Annotated in this window: 15 protein-coding genes and 1 riboswitch; of the genes, 5 read left to right on the top strand and 10 right to left on the bottom strand. The window is 64.1% G+C overall.

Annotation, left to right across the window (positions count from 1 at the left end; genetic code table 11):
- Positions 1–2: 2 nt before the first annotated feature.
- Together ACZ9C1_RS22710 and ACZ9C1_RS22705 are read left to right on the top strand one after the other, a co-directional pair.
- Positions 3–1,097: an extracellular solute-binding protein gene (locus ACZ9C1_RS22710; protein WP_457378441.1), complete on the top strand. Its 1,095-nt coding sequence runs from the start codon at positions 3–5 to the stop codon at positions 1,095–1,097.
- Between the two features lie 4 nt (positions 1,098–1,101).
- On the top strand, positions 1,102–2,226 hold the full coding sequence (locus ACZ9C1_RS22705) for an agmatine deiminase family protein (protein WP_457378442.1): 1,125 nt from the start codon (positions 1,102–1,104) through the stop codon (positions 2,224–2,226).
- A 48-nt stretch (positions 2,227–2,274) separates the two neighbouring features.
- On the opposite strand, the gene ACZ9C1_RS22700 is transcribed toward ACZ9C1_RS22705, so the two are convergent.
- From ACZ9C1_RS22700 to ACZ9C1_RS22655, 10 genes are all read right to left on the bottom strand, one after another.
- Positions 2,275–2,994: a YiaD family glycine zipper/OmpA-like lipoprotein gene (locus ACZ9C1_RS22700; protein ID WP_102682547.1), complete on the bottom strand. Its 720-nt coding sequence runs from the start codon at positions 2,992–2,994 to the stop codon at positions 2,275–2,277.
- Between the two features lie 95 nt (positions 2,995–3,089).
- Positions 3,090–3,734, bottom strand: coding sequence for an MBL fold metallo-hydrolase (locus ACZ9C1_RS22695; RefSeq protein WP_457378443.1), 645 nt, complete (start codon positions 3,732–3,734; stop codon positions 3,090–3,092).
- 12 nt (positions 3,735–3,746) lie between these two features.
- Positions 3,747–4,094, bottom strand: a complete 348-nt coding sequence (locus ACZ9C1_RS22690) for a type II toxin-antitoxin system ChpB family toxin (RefSeq protein WP_023631283.1) — start codon at positions 4,092–4,094, stop codon at positions 3,747–3,749.
- The gene (locus ACZ9C1_RS22685; protein WP_457378444.1) at positions 4,091–4,369 is read right to left on the bottom strand and encodes an AbrB/MazE/SpoVT family DNA-binding domain-containing protein; all 279 of its coding nucleotides are present in this window, start codon (positions 4,367–4,369) and stop codon (positions 4,091–4,093) included. The genes ACZ9C1_RS22690 and ACZ9C1_RS22685 overlap by 4 nt, the downstream gene beginning before the upstream one ends.
- Positions 4,370–4,525: 156 nt before the next feature.
- A complete protein-coding gene (locus ACZ9C1_RS22680) occupies positions 4,526–5,218 on the bottom strand; it encodes a sensor histidine kinase (RefSeq protein ID WP_023631285.1) in 693 nt (230 codons plus the stop codon).
- Positions 5,215–6,822 (bottom strand): tetratricopeptide repeat-containing response regulator, encoded by a 1,608-nt coding sequence (locus ACZ9C1_RS22675; RefSeq protein WP_139668632.1) that lies wholly within the window; start codon positions 6,820–6,822, stop codon positions 5,215–5,217. The genes ACZ9C1_RS22680 and ACZ9C1_RS22675 overlap by 4 nt, the downstream gene beginning before the upstream one ends.
- A gap of 145 nt (positions 6,823–6,967) precedes the next feature.
- Complete coding sequence (locus ACZ9C1_RS22670; RefSeq protein ID WP_277502921.1) at positions 6,968–9,685, bottom strand: winged helix-turn-helix domain-containing protein; 2,718 nt, start codon at positions 9,683–9,685, stop codon at positions 6,968–6,970.
- 220 nt (positions 9,686–9,905) lie between these two features.
- On the bottom strand, positions 9,906–11,270 hold the full coding sequence (locus ACZ9C1_RS22665; protein WP_277502920.1) for a DUF1329 domain-containing protein: 1,365 nt from the start codon (positions 11,268–11,270) through the stop codon (positions 9,906–9,908).
- A gap of 25 nt (positions 11,271–11,295) precedes the next feature.
- A complete protein-coding gene (locus tag ACZ9C1_RS22660; protein WP_277502919.1) occupies positions 11,296–13,233 on the bottom strand; it encodes a DUF1302 domain-containing protein in 1,938 nt (645 codons plus the stop codon).
- 331 nt (positions 13,234–13,564) lie between these two features.
- Positions 13,565–15,247: a fatty acid--CoA ligase gene (locus ACZ9C1_RS22655; protein ID WP_110700664.1), complete on the bottom strand. Its 1,683-nt coding sequence runs from the start codon at positions 15,245–15,247 to the stop codon at positions 13,565–13,567.
- A 191-nt stretch (positions 15,248–15,438) separates the two neighbouring features.
- Here ACZ9C1_RS22655 and ACZ9C1_RS22650 point away from each other — a divergent pair, with 191 nt between their 5' ends.
- From ACZ9C1_RS22650 to ACZ9C1_RS22640, 3 genes are all read left to right on the top strand, one after another.
- Complete coding sequence (locus ACZ9C1_RS22650; protein WP_277502917.1) at positions 15,439–16,404, top strand: 2-hydroxyacid dehydrogenase; 966 nt, start codon at positions 15,439–15,441, stop codon at positions 16,402–16,404.
- Between the two features lie 44 nt (positions 16,405–16,448).
- A complete protein-coding gene (locus tag ACZ9C1_RS22645) occupies positions 16,449–17,447 on the top strand; it encodes a methyltransferase (RefSeq protein WP_476254404.1) in 999 nt (332 codons plus the stop codon).
- A gap of 38 nt (positions 17,448–17,485) precedes the next feature.
- A riboswitch (yybP-ykoY riboswitch) is annotated at positions 17,486–17,607 on the top strand.
- A 90-nt stretch (positions 17,608–17,697) separates the two neighbouring features.
- The gene (locus tag ACZ9C1_RS22640) at positions 17,698–18,282 is read left to right on the top strand and encodes a TMEM165/GDT1 family protein (RefSeq protein ID WP_277505548.1); all 585 of its coding nucleotides are present in this window, start codon (positions 17,698–17,700) and stop codon (positions 18,280–18,282) included.
- Positions 18,283–18,298: the final 16 nt, after the last annotated feature.

The raw sequence follows: 18,298 nt of genomic DNA, 5'->3' as shown, positions 1-18,298 counted from the left end.
CCATGCCAAGCCGTCCATCGAAACTGCTCGCCATCGCCGCGCTGGTGGCCTGCGCCGGTATTGCCCAGGCCGAGCAGGACGCCCTGCGCCTGTACAACTGGGCCGACTACTTTGCCGAGGACACCCTCAAGCGTTTTACCGCCGAAACCGGCATCCCGGTGATCTACGACGTCATGGACGGCAGCGAGGTGCTCGAGGCCAAGCTGATGTCCGGGCGCAGCGGCTACGACCTGGTATTTCCCGGCGACACCGTGGCCGAACGGCTGATGCGCGCCGGCAGCCTGCGGACACTGGATCGCAAGCAGCTGACCGCGCTCGACGATATCGAACCCGGCCTGCGCCAGTTGCACGACCGCTACCCCAAGGCCAGCCAGGCCACCGTGCCCTACACCTGGGGCACCATCGGCCTGACCATGGACGCGAAGAAGATCCGCGAGCGCCTGCCCGACGCCCCGCTCGACAGCCTCGACCTGCTGTTCAAGCCGGAGCTGGCGGCCAAGTTCGCCGACTGCGGCATCTCGATGATCGACTCGCCCGACGAAGTGCTGGCCGTGGTGCTTCACTACCTGGGCCGCGAGCCGCGCAGCGCCAAACGTGAAGACCTGGCCGCCGCCAGCGAGCTGCTCAAGGGCATCCGCCCGTACGTGCGCAAGCTGCAGTCGCAACCGGTGACCGAACTGGTCAATGGCAACACCTGCCTGTCGCTGGGCTACAGCGGCGACGTGATCCAGGCCCAGCGCACCGCCGAAGCCGCGGGCAAGGCCATCGACTTCCAGTACCGCGTGCCTCGCGAAGGCACCACGGTGTGGATGGACACCATGGCCATCCCCGCCGATGCCAAGCACCCGGAGTACGCCTATCGTTTCATCAACTTCGTCATGCGCCCGGAGAATATGGCCGCGATCAGCAACTTCACCGGCTACCCCACCGCCAGTGCCAAAGCCCGGTCGCTGGTGGACGCGCGCCTGCGTGACAACCCGGACATCTACCTCAGCGATGCCACCTTCACCCGCTTGATCCCGGGCAAGGACATCCCCCAGGCCGACATGCGTGCGCGCATGCGTGTCTGGACCCGTTTCAAGACCGCACAGGACTGACCCCATGCCCACCCGCCGCACTTTCCTCCAACACATGAGCGTCGTCGCCGGCCTCGGTGCCGCCGCCAGCTTCGGCCTGCCCTTCGGCAGCGGCAGCGCCCGCGCCAGCGAAGCAGGCCGCTGGTTCATGCCCGACGAGGGTGAGCCGCATCAGCGCGGCTACATCGCCTTCGGCGCCCAGGACGCCATCTGGGAAGACTTCACCGAAGACGTCCAGGCCGCCCTCGGGCGCATCGCCCGCGCCATCGCTGCCTACCAGCCGGTGACAGTGTTCTGCCGCGCCAGTGAACGCGACATTGCCGAGGAGGAATGCGGCAGCCACAACATTACCTATGTCGAGACCGAGCTGGACGACATCTGGATGCGCGATATCGGCGCCAACTTCGTGGTTGATGACGATGGCGCCCTGGGCGCCGTGGACTTCAATTTCAATGGCTGGGGCGGCAAGCAGCAACACCGCCATGACGCCAAGCTCGCAGCCCGCGTCGCCAAGCTGACTGGCGCCCGATACCAGCAGAGCGAGTTGGTGGGCGAAGGCGGCGGTATCGAAGTGGACGGCCATGGCACCGGGATCATGACCGAGAGCAGCTGGATCAACGGTAATCGCAACCCCGGCTGGAGCAAAGCTCAGGTCGAGGCGGAGCTGAAGGAGCGGTTGGGGCTGCGCAAGATCATCTGGCTGCCGGGCATCAAGGGCAAGGACATCACTGATGCCCACGTGGACTTCTATGCCCGCTTTGCCGCGCCCGGCGTGGTGGTGGCAAACCTGGACAACGATCCGGACTCCTACGACCACGAGGTGACACTCAAGCACCTCGAGATCCTGCGCAACGCCACCGATGCCGACGGGCGCAAGCTAAAGGTGCATACGCTGTCGCCGCCCTTGAAACCAAGGCGCAGCAAGTTCAACGAGGACAATCCTGATTTCGCGGCGGGGTATATCAATTACTTCGTGATCAACGGTGCGGTGATCGCCCCGCAGTTCGGGGACCGCAGTGCCGATGAGCAGGCGCGGGCGTTGCTGGTGAAGCTGTACCCAGGGCGCAAGGTGGTGCAATTGGACATCGACGCCATTGCGGCGGGAGGGGGCGGGATTCACTGCGTGACCAACCAGTGCCCGGCGCTTTAGCGCAATTGCCGGGGCTGGCGCGCCGCCCCGGCATCGTCAAGCTGGCGCTTATGGATACTGCTGCACGGTACCTTGCTGGTCATACTGCTGGCCCGGGATCGGCTTCAGGTTGACCTCGACCCGACGGTTCTGCGCACGGCCATTGGCGTCGGCGTTGCTGGCGATCGGCTGGTCCGGGCCCATGCCACGCACGCTGACCCGCGACGGGTCCACCCCCTGCGAGGTCAGGTAGGTGCTGACCGACTGGGCGCGGCGCTGCGACAGATCCATGTTGTGCTGGCGGCTGCCGGTGCTGTCGGTGAAACCGACCACTTCAATGGTGTTCTGGTTGAACTGCTTGAACGAGTTGGCCAGGTTGTTCAGCGGCGAGTAGAAGCTTGGGGCAATGTTCGCCGAATCGGTGGCGAAGGTAATGTTGCCCGGCATGATCAGTTTGATCTGATCACCCTGGCGCTGTACCTCGACGCCGGTATTGGCCATCTGTGCCCGCAGCTCGGCTTCCTGCTTGTCGGCGTAGTAGCCGTAACCGGCAGCGGCGGCACCGACCGCGGCGGCGCCGATCAATGCGCCCTTGCCACGGTTGTTGTGGTCGATGGCGGCACCGGCGATGGCGCCGGCCAGCGCGCCCAGGCCACCATACTTGGCGGTCTTGCTCATCCCTGTGGAGCCCTGCGCCTGGCCCTGGCTGTCATACGGGTTGGGGCTGGCACAACCAGACATCAGTGCGGCGGCGGTAGCGACGATAATCAGACGACGCATGGTGAACATGGACAAGCTCCTACTGAAATTCAAAAGTGCAGCGGATCGACTACGGATCTATGCCAGCCTTGGATTGCAGCGCAGCGGAAAAATTCCATGAAACCTCAGGCGCGCACGAAGGGGTTCTCGCGCATCTCGTCGCCGAGGCGGGTGTCCGGGCCATGGCCGGTCACCACGATGGCGTCCTCATCCAGGCGGTACAGCCGTTCCTTGATGGAACGAACGATAGCCCGCTGATCGCCTCCCCACAAATCGGTGCGCCCGACACCACGGCGGAACAAGGTATCGCCGGCGATCAGCAACTTGTGCTCGGCGAACCAGAAACTCATCGAACCCGGCGTGTGCCCGGGGGTGTGCAACGCCACGCCGCAGCCGCAGGCCAGCGCCTCGTCGTCGCTCAGCCAGCGGTCCGGCGACGGTACCGGCGTATAGGGCACGCCGAACATCTGGCACTGCATTTCCAGGTTTTCCCACAGCGGCTGGTCGGCCTTGTGCAGGTGCAGCGTGGCGCCGGTCAACTCCTTGAGCCTGCCCGAGGCGAGGAAATGGTCGAAGTGCGCGTGAGTGTGGATGATGCTCACCAGGGTCAGGCCATGATGCTGCAGGCGGGCGAGGATCTTCTGCTCGTCCCCGCCCGGGTCGACGACGATGGCGTGCTTGCTGACCGGGTCACCGATCAAGGTGCAGTTGCACTGCAAGGGGCCAACGGGGAAGGTTTCGCGGATGAGGGTTACCACAGGATTTGCCATGAAAACGATCTATTACTCGAATAGTGTTTGAACGCGCGCCAACGCATCCAGGATTACCGCCTCAGGCACAGACTCGATGCGCTTGGCTTGCCTTGCCTCCAGATCAACGACCCGGATCTGATTGCAGAGCAATACGCCTTGCGTCTGGGTACCGGCGCCGCTAAGCGTAACCGCGAATCCCGCATGTCGGGCAAAATCCCCGCCCTGCGATATCGGCGCGATCACTGCAAGCCCGGAAATGTTGAACGTGCTCGGGGTAAGGACCAGTGCTGGTCGTGCCGCACCCTGCTGCTCTCGACCAACGGTAGGGTCCAGGTTGACCCTGACGATGTCTCCCCTCGCGAACTTGGCGCGCCTCACACTTCACGCCCGGTCGGACGTATCATGTTCCAGGCAGCCATGTCCTCCGGCTCCGGAGCATTCAGATCGCACTGCGCCATCAACTCTTCAAGCGTGTACTTGGGCTTCGATCTGACAGGCTTGAGCACCATGCTCTCGCCAGCCGTATCCAGACTCAGGGTTGACCCCACTTCAAGACGCATCTGCTTGAGGACGGTGGAGGGAATTCGAATAGCGGCGCTGTTTCCCCACTGCTGAATCTTGATCTGCATAAGTATCTCCCACGGTAGATACATAGTAGAAACCCTCCCGGCGATAGCAAGTGAAATGTAGAAACCAAGTATCTACATTGCCACTCGTCCAGCGCAGAAAAAAGACCACCTGCAGCGAGAAGGAAATGCCTCACTTTATCTTGGGAAACGAGCCCATGCAGGCAACAATTTCTACCGTCTTCAGGGCAGATACAACCGGAACAACCCGCCCCCCAGCGTCCCGCCATTGGCGATCTCGATCCGCCCGCGCACGCCATTGCGCTCGTGCAACGCGGCAATCCGCGCCGCGAAATACAGCCCCAATCCAGTACTGCCACTCTGCGAATCGATGCCCTGCACGTAGTCATGCTGGCGTTCGAGCATGCGCTGTGGATAACCGGCGCCGTCGTCGTTGACGCTGATCACCAGCTGCTCGCCCTCTTCCTCGATGCTGATCAACAAGGCGTGGCCGGCATAGCGGATAGCGTTGGTAAGGACGTTGGCCACCACCGAGGCGACCAGTTCACGGTCGAAGAAGCCCAATGGGCTTTCGGTCTCGATGCGCCAGGTGGCGAGGATGTCGCGGTGCTTGATCACGTCCTCCTGCGCCGCCAGCTGGGCCTCGATGAAGTCGTCCAGCTCGTGGTAGTCCGGGCAGATGGGCAACTGGTTGACGCCCAGCTTGTACAGCCCCAGCAACTGCACCAGCATGCCGTTCAGGTGGCTGAGTTCGTGCTCCACCACGCCCTGCTCGGTACCCCCGCGCAGCTCTTCGGGCAGGCGCGCCAGCCATTGGCTGTGGGCGTGGGTCAGCGCCGAGAGGGAGTTCTTCAGGTCGTGCACGGTGGAGGCGATCACCGTGGAAAAATCCAGCCCCTGGTTGTCCTGGTTCATGCGCCAAAGACCCGGATGTGCAGTTTGCGGTAACGGTCATAGCGGCTGTCGCTGGCGGGAATCCCGGCCACGCTGGTGAGGCAGTCGCGGCACTCCTGCATCAACCCCGGCGGTGGCGTCTCGCCGCCGATGCGCAGCAGCGCCTGGGCGGTGTTCAGGGCGATACTGATGTTCTTCGGCTGCAGCGACAGCGCCTTGCGGAACATGCCCAGCGCCTCGTTGAGCTGGCCACCCTGGTAGCTGCGCACGCCCTGGCGGTTGAGGTCCACGGCTTCGGTCACCGCCCCCAGCACCAGCGGGTCGTCGGTGAGTTTGGCGACGCTCTGCATGACCTTGGGATCGTCCCCGTAGGTTTCCACGCAGCCCTTGAGGATAGAGGTGCCCGCCGCGTCCTGACCGAGTTGCTGCAACTGCTTGGCCACTGTCAGCGCCGCCTCGACGGAGAAGAACTGATCCATTTTTTCCAGGCGCAGCATCGCCTGCTCGGTGAGCTTGGCGGCGGTATCCGGGTCACCGGCCTGCTGCAGGCTGGCGGCCTTCATCAAGCGGGCGCGCACCTGCAGACCCTGGTCCTCGACGTTCTCCTTGGCCACCTCGCTGAGCACGGTGTTGATTTCCACCCGGGTACGCGCATCGAGACCGTTGCCGGTGTTCTTGCTCATCAGCGCCTGGACTAGGCCGAGATTGCTTTCGGCGTCCTTGTAGCGCGAGCTCTGCCCCTGGTTGACCGCATGCCGATAGGCCTTGGACGCGCTTTCGAAGTCGGCGTTGTCCAGCGCCAGCTTGCCCAGCGCAGCCTGGCGGCGCACGGCGAGCGGCGACAGGCGCACAGCCTCTTCGAGCATGTGCTGGGCGCGCTTGGTTTCGCCCTGGGCCACCAGCACATCGGCCATGCCATCGTACAGGTTGGGCATGATCGGGAAGGCCTTGAGGGCCTGCTCGTAGACGCCCTGGGCCTGGGCGTTCTGGCCACGCTTGTGCAACAGGCTGCCGAGCGCCGCGTAGGCCCAGGGCTGTGGGCGGCTGGCCAGGATGTTCTTGAGGAATTTCTCCAGTTCGTCGAAACGATTGAGGTCGCGCAGGGCATCGGCGCGATAGCGCAGGCACAACGGGGCGAACCGCGGGTCTTTCTTGCACAGCTCGGCGCAGGCGGCGAGCACCTCGGCCGGGCGGCTGCGATCCAGGGCCTGGAGAATAGGCTTGAGCAAGGTCTTGCGCTGGGTCAGCTTCTCCAGACGCTGGGCCAGGCCCACGCGATTGAAGGGCTTGGTCAGGTAGGCGTCGGGCTCGTGCTCGATGGCGCTGAGCACGATGGACTGGCTACTTTCAGCGGTGACCATGATGAACACGCATTCATGGCTGATGAGCTTGTCGAGAATCAGGTCCTCGAGCACCTGCTGGCCATTCTTCTTGCCATCACCCAGGTGGAAATCCTGAAGGATGAAGTCGTAGCGTTTCTGCCCGCACATGCGCAGCGCCTGTTCGCCACTGTCGGCGGTGTCCACGTCGCGTACGCCCAGCTCGCGAAGCATCGAGCGGGTCGAGGTACGGAAGTCGGTAAAGTCGTCGACGATCAGAAAGCTTTTTTGCCCGTACTGCAGCATCAACACGACCTGTATTGGAAGAAGTGGGAAGTGGCGCGGCGATGCGTATCGCCGAAAAGTGTATCGGCAGCGGATCGAGAAAGATGAGCCCGGAACGGCGATAGCCTTGTGCCGCTATGTTAACGGCCGCCCCTGCTGTAGACCACTAGACGAGCAACCCGAGGGACTTGGCCCTGGCCACCGCCTGGGTACGCCGCTCCACGCCCAGCTTGCTGTTGATATGACTGGCGTGGGTCTTGACCGTATGCAGGGAAATGAACAGCCGCTCGCTGATCTGCTGGTTCGAGCAGCCCTGGGCGATAAGCTCCAGGACGGCGAACTCGCGGCCGCTCAGGGCCTCGGTGGCACAGGTCCCGGCGACGAGGGTTTCCGGCAGGTGCGTCAGCAGATCACGCTGCACGGGGCAGGCGGCACGGCCGGCCAACTGCTCACGCAGCCATTGCGGCTGCTCCTCGATCAAGCGCTGGAATGCCTGCAAGGCACCTCCTTGCGCAGCCTCCAGTGCCTGTGCAAGCAGCTTGGCCGCCTCGGGCTCGCGCCCCTGGGCGAACAGCAGCGCGATCAACTGGCATTGCGCGCTGACCACCAGCGTCATGCCTGCGCTGGCCTGCCCGCGCTCTATCAGCCTGCGCAGCCTCGCTTCAGCCTCGTCGACACGGGCCAGCACCCGCTCCAGCAACGCTTGCTGCAACTCGATGTGCAGCGGCAACAAGGGGTGGAACTCCGGCGCCGCGGCAGGCTGCTCGCCTCCGTAGGTCTGCCCCAGGCGCAACAGCCAGGACTCGGCCAAGTCCGTACGGCCCTGGGCAAGCCAGAGCTCGCACTTCACCAGTGTAATCATGGCCAGGTAGAAGATCGGAGGCACATCCCAGATATGCATCAACCGCTCGGCCTCGGCCAGCTCGGAAAATGCCTCGGCGAACCGCCCTTCGCGCCCATCGAGCGAAGCAATCACGCAATGTCCGATCAGGACACTGATGTCGCGACAACTCCGTGCCTCGCTGAGCCCGGCGCGCAAACGCGCACGGCCTGGCGCGCAGTGCAGGCGGGCAGCCAACAGGTACCCCTCGTACAAGGTGAGGCGGGCGCGCACTGCGTACAGGCGCTGGCCCGACAGGCCCTGCAACCGTTGCAACCCCTCGCGCACTTCATCCAGTGCCCGCAGTACTTCGCCTCTAGCGTGCAGCACCCGCGCCCGGTCGTAATGGGCCAAAGCCTCGAACAGCGGATTGCCGACCCGTTGCGCCAGCTCGAGCGCCTCTCGGTTCCAGCCGCGCGCCCGCCAGAAATCGCCATCGGCAATGGCCAGGTTCGACAAGGTCGACAGGCAGACCAGCCGCTGCCCATAACGTTTGCTCGGCAGGCTCTGCAGCGCCTCGCCACAATAGGCGAGGGTTCGCTCGCGATCACCACGGCCGCGAGCGATGACCCCGCTCAAGGCCAGCCACTGGGCCAGCATCGACTTCTGCGCCGTGGCCGAAGGCGCGGGCAGGAAACGGCTCAGGTAGGCCGCCAGTTCCTCGGCGGCGTCCAACTGGCAGGCAAGCCCCAGGGCCCAGCTGTACAGGACTATCAGCCTGGGCGTGCTGATCAGCAGGCTGTCGGGCAAATCCATTTTCCAGCGCAGCAGCATGCCGACATTCTGTTCGGCGAGCAGTTGCTCCTCAGACAGGCTTTGTACCAGGTCCGCCGCCACATCCAGGTGACCGGCCCGCAGGGCCTGCTCCACCGCCTCGTCCAGCAGGCCCTGTCCTTCGAACCAGCGGCAGGCGCGCAAGTGCAACCCCGCCTGGGGGCCACTGGCCTGCCGGCTGCGCAACAGGTCGGAAAACAGATGGTGATAGCGGAACCACAGCCCATGCTCATCCAGCGGTACCAGGAACACCTGGTGGGCCTGCAGGTAGCGCAGGATCTCGGCACTGTCGTGCCGCTCGCGCAGGGCATCGCACAGCTCAGCACAGAAACGCTCCTGGCAGGCGGTGTCGTAGAGAAACGCCTGCACGGGCGCCGGCAGGATTTCAATCACTTCCTCGAGCAGGTAATCGCGAATCAAACCCTCGCCGCCATGCAGTGCCTGGGGCAAGGCGTTGTCATCGCCGGATTCGCTGGCCGCCAGCTGCCAGAAGCGCAGCCCGGCCACCCAGCCGTCGCTGCGCTGGATCAAGTTGTCCAGGGCCTGGCCGCGCAGACCGGTGGGCTGGCGGCCAATGACCGCCAGCGCTTCATCGGCAGTCAGGCGCAAGTCCTGCTCATTGAGCTCGACCAGCTGGCGCGACAGGCGCAGGCGGGCCAGGTGCCAGTCGGGCCGCTGACGGCTGGTGACCAGCAGGACCAGCCCGGCAGGCAGGTGATTGAGGAAGAACTGCAGGCATCGATCGAGCACCGGACCCTGAGCCAGATGGTAGTCATCCAGCACCAGCAACAGGGGGGTGTCCGGCTGCAGGTAGAGCGCGAGCTCATCGAGCAGCCCATCGAGCCACTCCTCGAAGGCGAACGGCTGGTGACGCTGGCGCATCTTCAACAGACCCATGGCCTGCCCGCCGAGCGCCGGGCAGAACTGCTGCAGCCCTTCGAGCAGGCGCTCGAGAAAGCGGCCCGGGTCGGCATCGCGCTGGCTCAACCCTAGCCAGAGGCTGCGCCAATGGCTGTGCAGTTCCTGACAGAACTCGATGGCGAGGGAACTCTTGCCGAACCCCGCAGGCGCGTTCACCAACAGCAGGCGCCCCGACAGGCCCGTTTGCAGGCGCTGGCACAGGCGTGCCCGAGGCACGTGCGCCTCCGGCAGCGGTGGCCGGAAGAAACGCCCGTCCAACAGGCCCAGGGCCTGGCTGGCGACTCCATGCGTACGGGACAAGTCTGTCATGGCCGGCTCGTTCTGATTGGAATATGGCGGCAGTACGGTTTGTTGCGAGACTAGCGGCAAACGTTGCTTATTTGAAGATGATGCGCGCGCTTTGCGCGATAAAGACTACGACAAAAAGAAACAACACTGATAGACAGCAGTAAATCTCCCTCGCGGAAAGAGAAACGCCCCGGCAAGCCGGGGCGTTCTGGGAGATCAAACGGAGGTTGCACTTAATGGCTCAACGGACACCTGACTGACGCAGGGCAGCCGGCTGGAACTCGGCCTTGCTGGCGCTGAAGCCGAAGTTGTAGGCACTTTTCTCTTCGTTCTTCATGCCCAGCGCCAGGTAGCGACCCGATTGCAGGTCGTAGATGGCTTCCAGGGTGTACCACGGCACCTGCACGTTGTAGTACGGCTGGGCGTGGGCCTCGGAAACACGCCACAACTGGTTGCGGCCGTCATACTGGTCGATCACCGCAGCCTGCCAGGTGTCCTCGTCGATATAGAAGTCACGCTTGGCATAGATATGGCGCTGACCTGGCTTGAGCGTGGCAACCACGTGCCAGACGCGACGCAGCTCATAGCGCGACAGGTCCTGGTTGATATGCCCGGCCTTGATGATGTCGCTGTACTTGAGCTTCGGATCGTCCAGCTTGTAGGCGTTGGAGGCGATGTACATCTCCTTCTTGCCTTCGAGCTTCCAGTCGTAACGGTCTGGCGCGCCGTTGTACATGTCCAGGTTGTCGGAGGTGCGCAGGCCATCGGCAGCGGTACCCGGGCCGTCGTACGACACTTGCGGCGCCTGGCGCACGCGGCGCTGGCCGGCGTTGTAGATCCACGCCTTGCGCGGCTCCTTGACCTGGTCGAGGGTTTCGTGGACCAGCAGCACGGTCCCGGCCAGACGTGCCGGAGCGGTCACTTCCTGCTTGAAGTAGAACAGGATGTTGCCGGGGTTGGCAGGATCGTAGTCCTTCATCTTGTCGCGGAAGACGAACTGGTCCTGGAAGTACACCAGGCTGTAAGAGCCGTTCTGCTGCGGGGTGGCCTGGGTGACCAGGCGAGTCACGCTGCCGCCACGGTAGCGGGTGATGTGGTTCCAGATCACCTCCAGGCCATCCTTGGGAATCGGGAACGGCACGGCTGTCTTGAAGTTCTCCAGGCCGTTGCCACCGGCGACCAGGGTGGTCTTGGTGGCGTTTTCCTTGATCGCGGCGAAGACATCGTCCGGCACCGTGGAACTGCGGTGGGTCTTGTACACCGGAATCTTGTAGCTATCCGGGTAGCGTTTGAACATCGCCACCTGGCCAGGCGAAAGCTTGGCCTTGTACTGGTCGACGTTCTGCGCGGTGATGGTGAACAGCGGTTTTTCGCTGGCGTAAGGGTCGGAGAGGAAGCCCTTGGCGTCGGCACTGCCGGCACTCTTGGACAGCGGCTCCCACGGGCCGATGGAACCATCGGCGTTACCGGACTTCTCGGCCCCCATCGGGGTGAGCGACGCGCCCAGCTTGGCGGCCTCGTCAGCGGAAACCGCAGCCATGACGCTGGTTGCCAGCAGGGACATGCCCAGTACACCGGCTTGCAGCAGACGTGTGGTCATTTTCATTCTTTGTCGTCCTGGATCAATGTTCTTAGAAGTTCACGCCGAAGCTGAGGGCGACGAAGTCGCGGTCATCCACGGTGGTGTACTTGCCATCGAAGAAGTTGGTGTACGACAGGCTCGCCGTGTAGGTGTTCTGGTACTCGGCGTCCAGGCCCAGGCTGACGGCCTTGCGCCCTTCCTCGAAGTTGCCGCCAGGGCCCGGGGAGTAGCCGTCGACGTCGTGGGACCAGGCCACGCTCGGGCGCAGGTTCACGCCAGCGAAGACGTTGTTGTAGTCCCAGATGGCACGAACGCGATAACCCCAGGAGTCGGAGGTGGTGAAGCCGTCGTTCTCGCAGTAGCGCGACAGGTTGTTCTGCTCGACACCCGCCAGCGTGGTGGCGTTGAGGCTCTGGCAGCGACCGTTGGGCAGCGGGCCTGGACCATAGACTGGGTCGCGGCCATAGCGGGCCTTGGAGGTGCTTTCCAGACCGCCGACGTGAGTCCAGCCTACCTCGCCGACCATGGTCAGACGCTCGGCGCCCATGACTTGGTCGAAGAAGTGGGTGAACGTGGTTTGCAGCTGGGTGATTTCCTTGCGGCGATAGCCTGGCTGGTCAGTGTTAGGCGTGCCCTTGAGGACGGATGCATTGGGGTCCAGCGGCGTCAGCCCTGAATAGAGGATGTCGGTGGTGTTCAACTGCACCGGCGCATTCGGCCGGTAGCTGATCTCACCGCTCCAGGCCGTGCCGGTGGGCAAGGTGGTGGAGAAGCTCAGGCCGTAGAGGCGGATGTCTTCCGGGTACTCGACGTAGTAGCTGGAGTTACCCGCCACGTACAACGGCATCAGGGCCTGGAGCAGGGCCGGGTTGGTGGCGGCGGCCCCCGGAACACCTGCCCTGACCAGTGCCCCAGCCAGGTTGGCCGGGTTGTAGAAGCCGGCGGCGGCGCCGCGGCCGCTGAAGATTGGCGCCCGGCTGTGGTAGTTCATGAAGTAGCCACCGAACTCGGTGTTCAGCGGCTCGTACATGTAGCGCAGGGCCACACCGAACTGGCCGCTGTCACGGGCATCACGGTCGGGGCCGCGGCGCACGATCACGCCTTCGTCCGGCGAGCCCCAGGACACGCCCTGCCCGGTCAATGCGTTCATGGCAGGCCCGGCAAACGGGCCGATCTGCGCGGCCAGGCTCCTTGACACGTTGGCCTGCTTGGCCAACACCGCCAGGTTGTTGTTGCAGCCGTCGGCGATCACGTCAGGCTGGGAGAAGAAGGTCCCGCAGTTGTCGACGACGGTCTGGTCCCACTCGATCTGGTAGAAGCCTTCGGCGGTGAGGTTGTCGGTCACGCTCTGCGACACGTAGAACATGTTGACGGGGATCAGGCCTTCCTTGATCTCCGCGCCAGGACGGCGGAACGCCGACACGTCGATGGGGTTGATGGCGTTGATACCGCCGCCGATGAAGGTACTCTCACCCCAGCTCACCACCTGCTTGCCCAAGCGTACGTTGCCGGGCAGGTCGCCGATGCTGTAGTTGTGGTAGACGAAAGCGTCGAGCAGTTCCGCGCCCGAAGACTTGGCGCCCTCCTTGCGGTTCGAATCGCTGATGTCCTTGAACTGGCGGTTTTCATCCTTGAGCTCGAAGTCGTACCAGTACTTGCCACGGACGAACACGCCCGTATCGCCGTACTTGAGCTCCAGGTCGTGGATACCCTTGAAGATCTTCGAGAACGTCTCGCCTTTCTTGAAGTTCAGGTGGCCATCGTCGGAGGTCTGCGACAGCCCCCTGCCGCCGTTGTTGGCCCCGATGAGGTTCTTGTTGGGGTTGGCCGTCGACCAGCTGGCGCCAACGGAGAGCGACGAGTCGAACTGGCCTTCGATTTCACCGATGTTGAAGCTGACCGCGAAAGCAGGACTTGCGAGCGTGGAAGCGAGGCTGACGGCCAGAGGCAGTTTCGCCCGGCGCCAGAACGGGTTTGCAGATGTCATCGACGCTACTCCATGTACTTTTTTGTTATGGCAGTGAGTCCTTTCAGAAACGGCTCGAGCGCCTGGTGAAGCAGGCTCCTGCCCGTGACGCCGCGCGTTGCCGTGCGGCGCCCTCCCCCATTCCTGAAAATCCCCTGACCCGACTATAGCCAGCGGTCACAGGTGCTTGATCCCTCTAAAGTGTGATTTGCGCGTCCTGCTTGCGGCCCACCCCGATCGGCCGGCCTGCGCGCTGGCAGTGCTCAAGCATGGCTCAATTCTGTCGTTTGACAAGGCGTCATCCTGTCTAGCTTGCGGGGTCGCGCTTGAGAAAGCGCGACCCGCGCCCGCGTTACAGGGTAGAAAGGAAAGCGCTGTTACTGGCCTGCCACTGGCTGATGTCGACGCGGATGCGCTTCTTGTCGAGCTTGCCGACGCTGGTCTTGGGAATTTCAGTAACAAGGGCGATCTGGCTGGGAATCGCCCACTTGTTGATGTGTCCCTGCTCCACGAAAGGCTTCAGATGTTCCTTGAGCGCACGCGCCTCGATGCTCTGCCCCTCGCGCACCACCAGCAGCGCAAACGGGCGCTCCCCCCACTGCGGGTCAGGCACGCCCACAACAGCCACTTCTCGTACTGCAGGGTGGCGACTGATCAGGTCTTCCAGGTCGAGCGAAGAAATCCACTCGCCACCGGTCTTGATCACGTCCTTGATGCGGTCGCGAATATCGATGAAACCCATGCCATCGAGCGTGGCGACATCGCCGGTGTGCAGCCAGCCACCCTGCCAGAGTTCCTCGCCCTTCTCCGGCTCGCGGAAATAACCCATGGTCAACCAGGGCGCGCGCAGCACCAGTTCGCCCTGGGTTTCGCCATCGGCAGGCAGGAAATTGCCATTGCCATCGACGATGGCGGCCTCGACCAATGGCACCGGCACCCCGGCCTTGATCCGGTAGCTGGTACGCTCATCCTCGCTTCCGGCCTGCAGCTCGTCGTTCAGGTGCGCGGCACTGATCAGCGGGCAGGTTTCGGACATGCCGTAGGCGGCGGTGAGCTGGATACCCCGGGCCAGTGCAGCCTGATACAGCGCGCGGTTGAGCGCGCTGCCGCCGATGATGATCTTCCAGCCACCGAAATCCTGGCCGGCTGCCGACGGGCAGTTGAGCAGCATCTGCAGGATGGTCGGCACGCAGTGGGAGAAGGTCACCTTCTCCTCACGCCACAGCCTGATCAGCATGTCCGGCTCATAGCGCCCCGGGTAGACCTGCTTGATGCCCATCATGGTCGCCGCGTAGGGGATGCCCCAGGCGTGCACATGGAACATCGGCGTGATCGGCATGTAGACATCGTTGCTGCTCAGCAGCCTCACGCTGTCCAGGCTGCCGAGTACCGCGGTTTCGGCCAGCGTGTGCAGCACCAGCTGCCGATGGGTGAAATACACTCCTTTGGGGTTACCCGTGGTGCCGGTGGTATAGAAGGTGGTGGCCACCGAGTTTTCATCGAAATCGGGGAAGTCATAGTGCGGGCTGGCCGCGGCCAGCAACTGCTCGTACTCGCCTTGCAGGCCCGGCAGGTCGGCAGACTTGTCCGGCCCATCGGTCAGCAACACGGTACCTTGCACCGTGGTCAGTTGCCCGGCGATGGCCTGGTAGAGGCCGATGAAATCACTGTTGACCAGCACGAACCGGTCTTCGGCGTGGTTCATGGTGTAGAGGATCTGCTCCGGCGACAGGCGCACGTTGATGGTGTGCACCACGGCGCCGATCATCGGGATGGCGAACATGCATTCCAGATAGCGGTGGCTGTCCCAGTCCATCACCGCCACGGTGTCGCCGGCCTTCACCCCAGCCTCGGTCAGCACGTTGGCGAGGCGGGCGATGCGCTCGTTCAGTTGCGGGTAGGTGAGACGGAGCTGGTCGCGGTAGACGATCTCGCGGGTCTTTTCGTAGCGGCTGCCGGACATCAGCAGGCGCTTGATCAGCAGTGGGTACTGGTAGGCGCCCTCGGCGGGCTTGATGATGCGCGTCTGCAACATGGGTATCCCTTTTTCTTCAAAGCGGGCAGGACAGTTCAGGCAACAACTGTAGTTCGGTGACGCATCGGTCAAATCAGCCGAAGGAATGATTTATGTCCTGCAGGTATGAGCGCAGGCGCGACCGTTGACGAGCGACGGCGCCGGGCCGGACACTGCGCCAACCCCATCCCGCCCTGCCACCGGAGCCCCTGATGTCCAGCCCACGTCGCGCCGTGTTTCTCGATCACCAGTCACTGGACCTGGGTGACCTCGACCTTGCGCCCTTGCGTGCCCAGTTCGACACGTTGCAACTGCATGCCACGACCCGCCCGGAGCAGGTCGCCGAACGCCTGCACGGTGCCGTGGCCGTCATCAGCAACAAAGTGATGCTCGATGCCGCCACGCTGGCCGCCAACCCGCAACTCAGGCTGATCCTGGTGGCCGCCACCGGCACCAACAATGTCGACCTGGCCGCCGCCCGTGCCCAGGGCATCACCGTAAGCAACTGCCAGGGCTACGGCACGCCGTCGGTGGCCCAGCACACCCTGGCCCTGCTGCTGGCCCTGGCCACGCGCCTGTGCGACTACGACCAGGCGGTGAAGGCCGGGCAATGGGCCAAGGCCAGCCAGTTCTGCCTGCTGGACTTCCCCATCGTCGAGCTGGAGGGCAAGACCCTTGGCCTGCTTGGCCACGGCGAACTGGGCGGCGCGGTGGCGCGCCTGGCCGAGGCCTTCGGCATGCGCGTGCTGAGCGGGCAGATCCCCGGCCGCCCGCCCCGGGCCGACCGCCTGCCACTGCATGAGCTGCTGCCGCAGGTCGATGCCCTGACCCTGCACTGCCCGCTCAACGAGCAGACCCGGCACATGATCGGTGCCCGCGAGCTGGCGCTGCTCAAGCCCGGCGCACTGGTGGTCAACACCGCCCGCGGCGGGTTGATCGACGAGCAGGCCCTGGCCGACGCGCTGCGCGGCGGCCACCTGGGTGGCGCAGCTACCGATGTGCTGAGCGTCGAACCGCCGGTCAACGGCAACCCACTGCTGGCGGCGGACATTCCCCGCCTGATCATCACCCCGCACAGCGCCTGGGGCGCGGTAGAGTCGCGCCAGCGCATCGTCGGCCAGCTGGCCGAGAACGCCCAGGCCTACTTCGCCGGTCAGCCGCGACGCGTGGTCGGCTGACCCGCCTCTGGTACACTGCGCCAATTTTTCAGGAGGCGTCGTCCATGGACCCGCGCAGTGAAGTGTTGCTCCGCCAGGCAGAGCTGTTCCAAGGCCCACTGCTGGTCGCTGGCGCCCAGGCCGATGGCCTGCTCGGCCAGTTGCCCGGGGCCCACGGCTGGACCTGGCATGCCGGCGACCAGGCCGTGCTCGAGAGCCGCTTCGCCGGGCGCAGCCATTACGGTGTCGAGGTGCCCGAGGTAGCCTTCGACGCCGCCGTGCTGTTCCTGCCCAAGTCTCGCGAGCTGGCGGCCTACCTGCTCAACGCCCTGGCCTCGCGCCTTGCCGGTCGCACGCTGTACCTGGTGGGGGAGAAACGCGGCGGCGTCGAAGGCGCGGCCAAGCAATTGCAGGCCTTCGGCAGGCCGCGCAAGCTCGACAGCGCCCGCCACTGCCAGCTATGGCAGGTGACCGTGGACAACGCGCCCGAGGCCAAGCCGCTGGAAAGCCTGGCCGAACGCTTCGACCTGTCGCTCGAAGATGGCCCGCTGCAGGTGATCAGCCTCCCCGGCGTGTTCAGCCACGGGCGCCTGGACAAGGGCACCGCGCTGCTCCTGGAGCACCTCGACGGCCTGCCGATCGGCCATGTCCTGGACTTCGGCTGTGGGGCCGGGGTGCTCGGCGCCACCATCAAGCGTCGCTATCCGCAGAGCCAGGTCACCTTGCTCGATGTCGATGCCTTCGCGGTCGCGGCCAGTCGCCTGACCCTCGCCGCCAATGGTCTGGAAGGCGAGGTGATCAGCGGTGACGGGATCGATGCCGCTCCCCGCGGCCTGGACGTTATCCTGAGCAATCCGCCGTTCCATACCGGTGTACACACCGACTATCACGCCTCGGAAAATCTTCTGAAAAAATGCAGGGAACATCTGCGAAAAAGTGGGGAAATCCGTTTGGTAGCCAACAGCTTCCTGCGTTACCAGCCGCTGATCGAAGGCGCCCTGGGCAACTGTGAGATCCGTGCCGAAGCACAAGGTTTTCGCATCTACCGCGCAACACATGGATAAAAACAGGGCTTGCCGAAAGCGATTCGCCTAGGCAGAATCCGCTCCGTCCTAGGGGAGTAGTCTCCCGCGAGCACCCTGCTCGCCCGGTACGCGTCAACACACTTGGCCCACAGGCCATGGCGCGTGCGACCCACGATCTGCGCAGACAGGTCCAGGGTTTGACAAGACCTATGACACGCACACCTTACCCGGGGCGGGGAGGTCGTACGTGTCATAGCCGTGTCGACCCGCCCCCGTAGGAATCCTGATGCTGGAATCATTGCTCGTCCCTACCGCGATCGTCGCGCTTGCCGAAATCGGCGACAAGACGCAATTACTCGCGCTCATCCTCGCCGCCCGTTTCCGCAAGCCCTGGCCGATCATTGCCGGGATCGTCGCCGCGACGCTGGCCAACCATGCCGCCGCTGGCGCGGTCGGTGCCTGGGTCAGCAGCTTCTTCACCGAGTCGGTACTGCACTGGATCCTCGCCGCGAGCTTCACCGCCACCGCGTTGTGGACGCTGGTGCCGGACAAGATGGACGATGACGAAACCAGCAACGCACGACGGTTCGGGCCATTCGTGACCACATTGATCGCCTTCTTCCTCGCCGAAATCGGCGACAAGACGCAGGTGGCCACGGTGATGCTGGCCGCCCAGTATCCGCACCTGATCATGGTGATCATCGGCACCACCCTGGGCATGCTGATCGCCAACGTGCCGGTGGTGCTGGCGGGCAACTTCGCGGCGGAGAAACTGCCGCTGACGCTGATCCGTCGCCTGGCGGCGACCGCGTTCGTGGTGCTGGCCATCGTCGCGGTGTATTCGGCGATGAAGACCAGTGGCTGGATAGGGTGAAGCAGCGGCAAGTGGC

The organism is Pseudomonas sp. TE21435, assembly GCF_056279265.1.
This window is presented reverse-complemented; position numbering and strand designations above follow the sequence as displayed.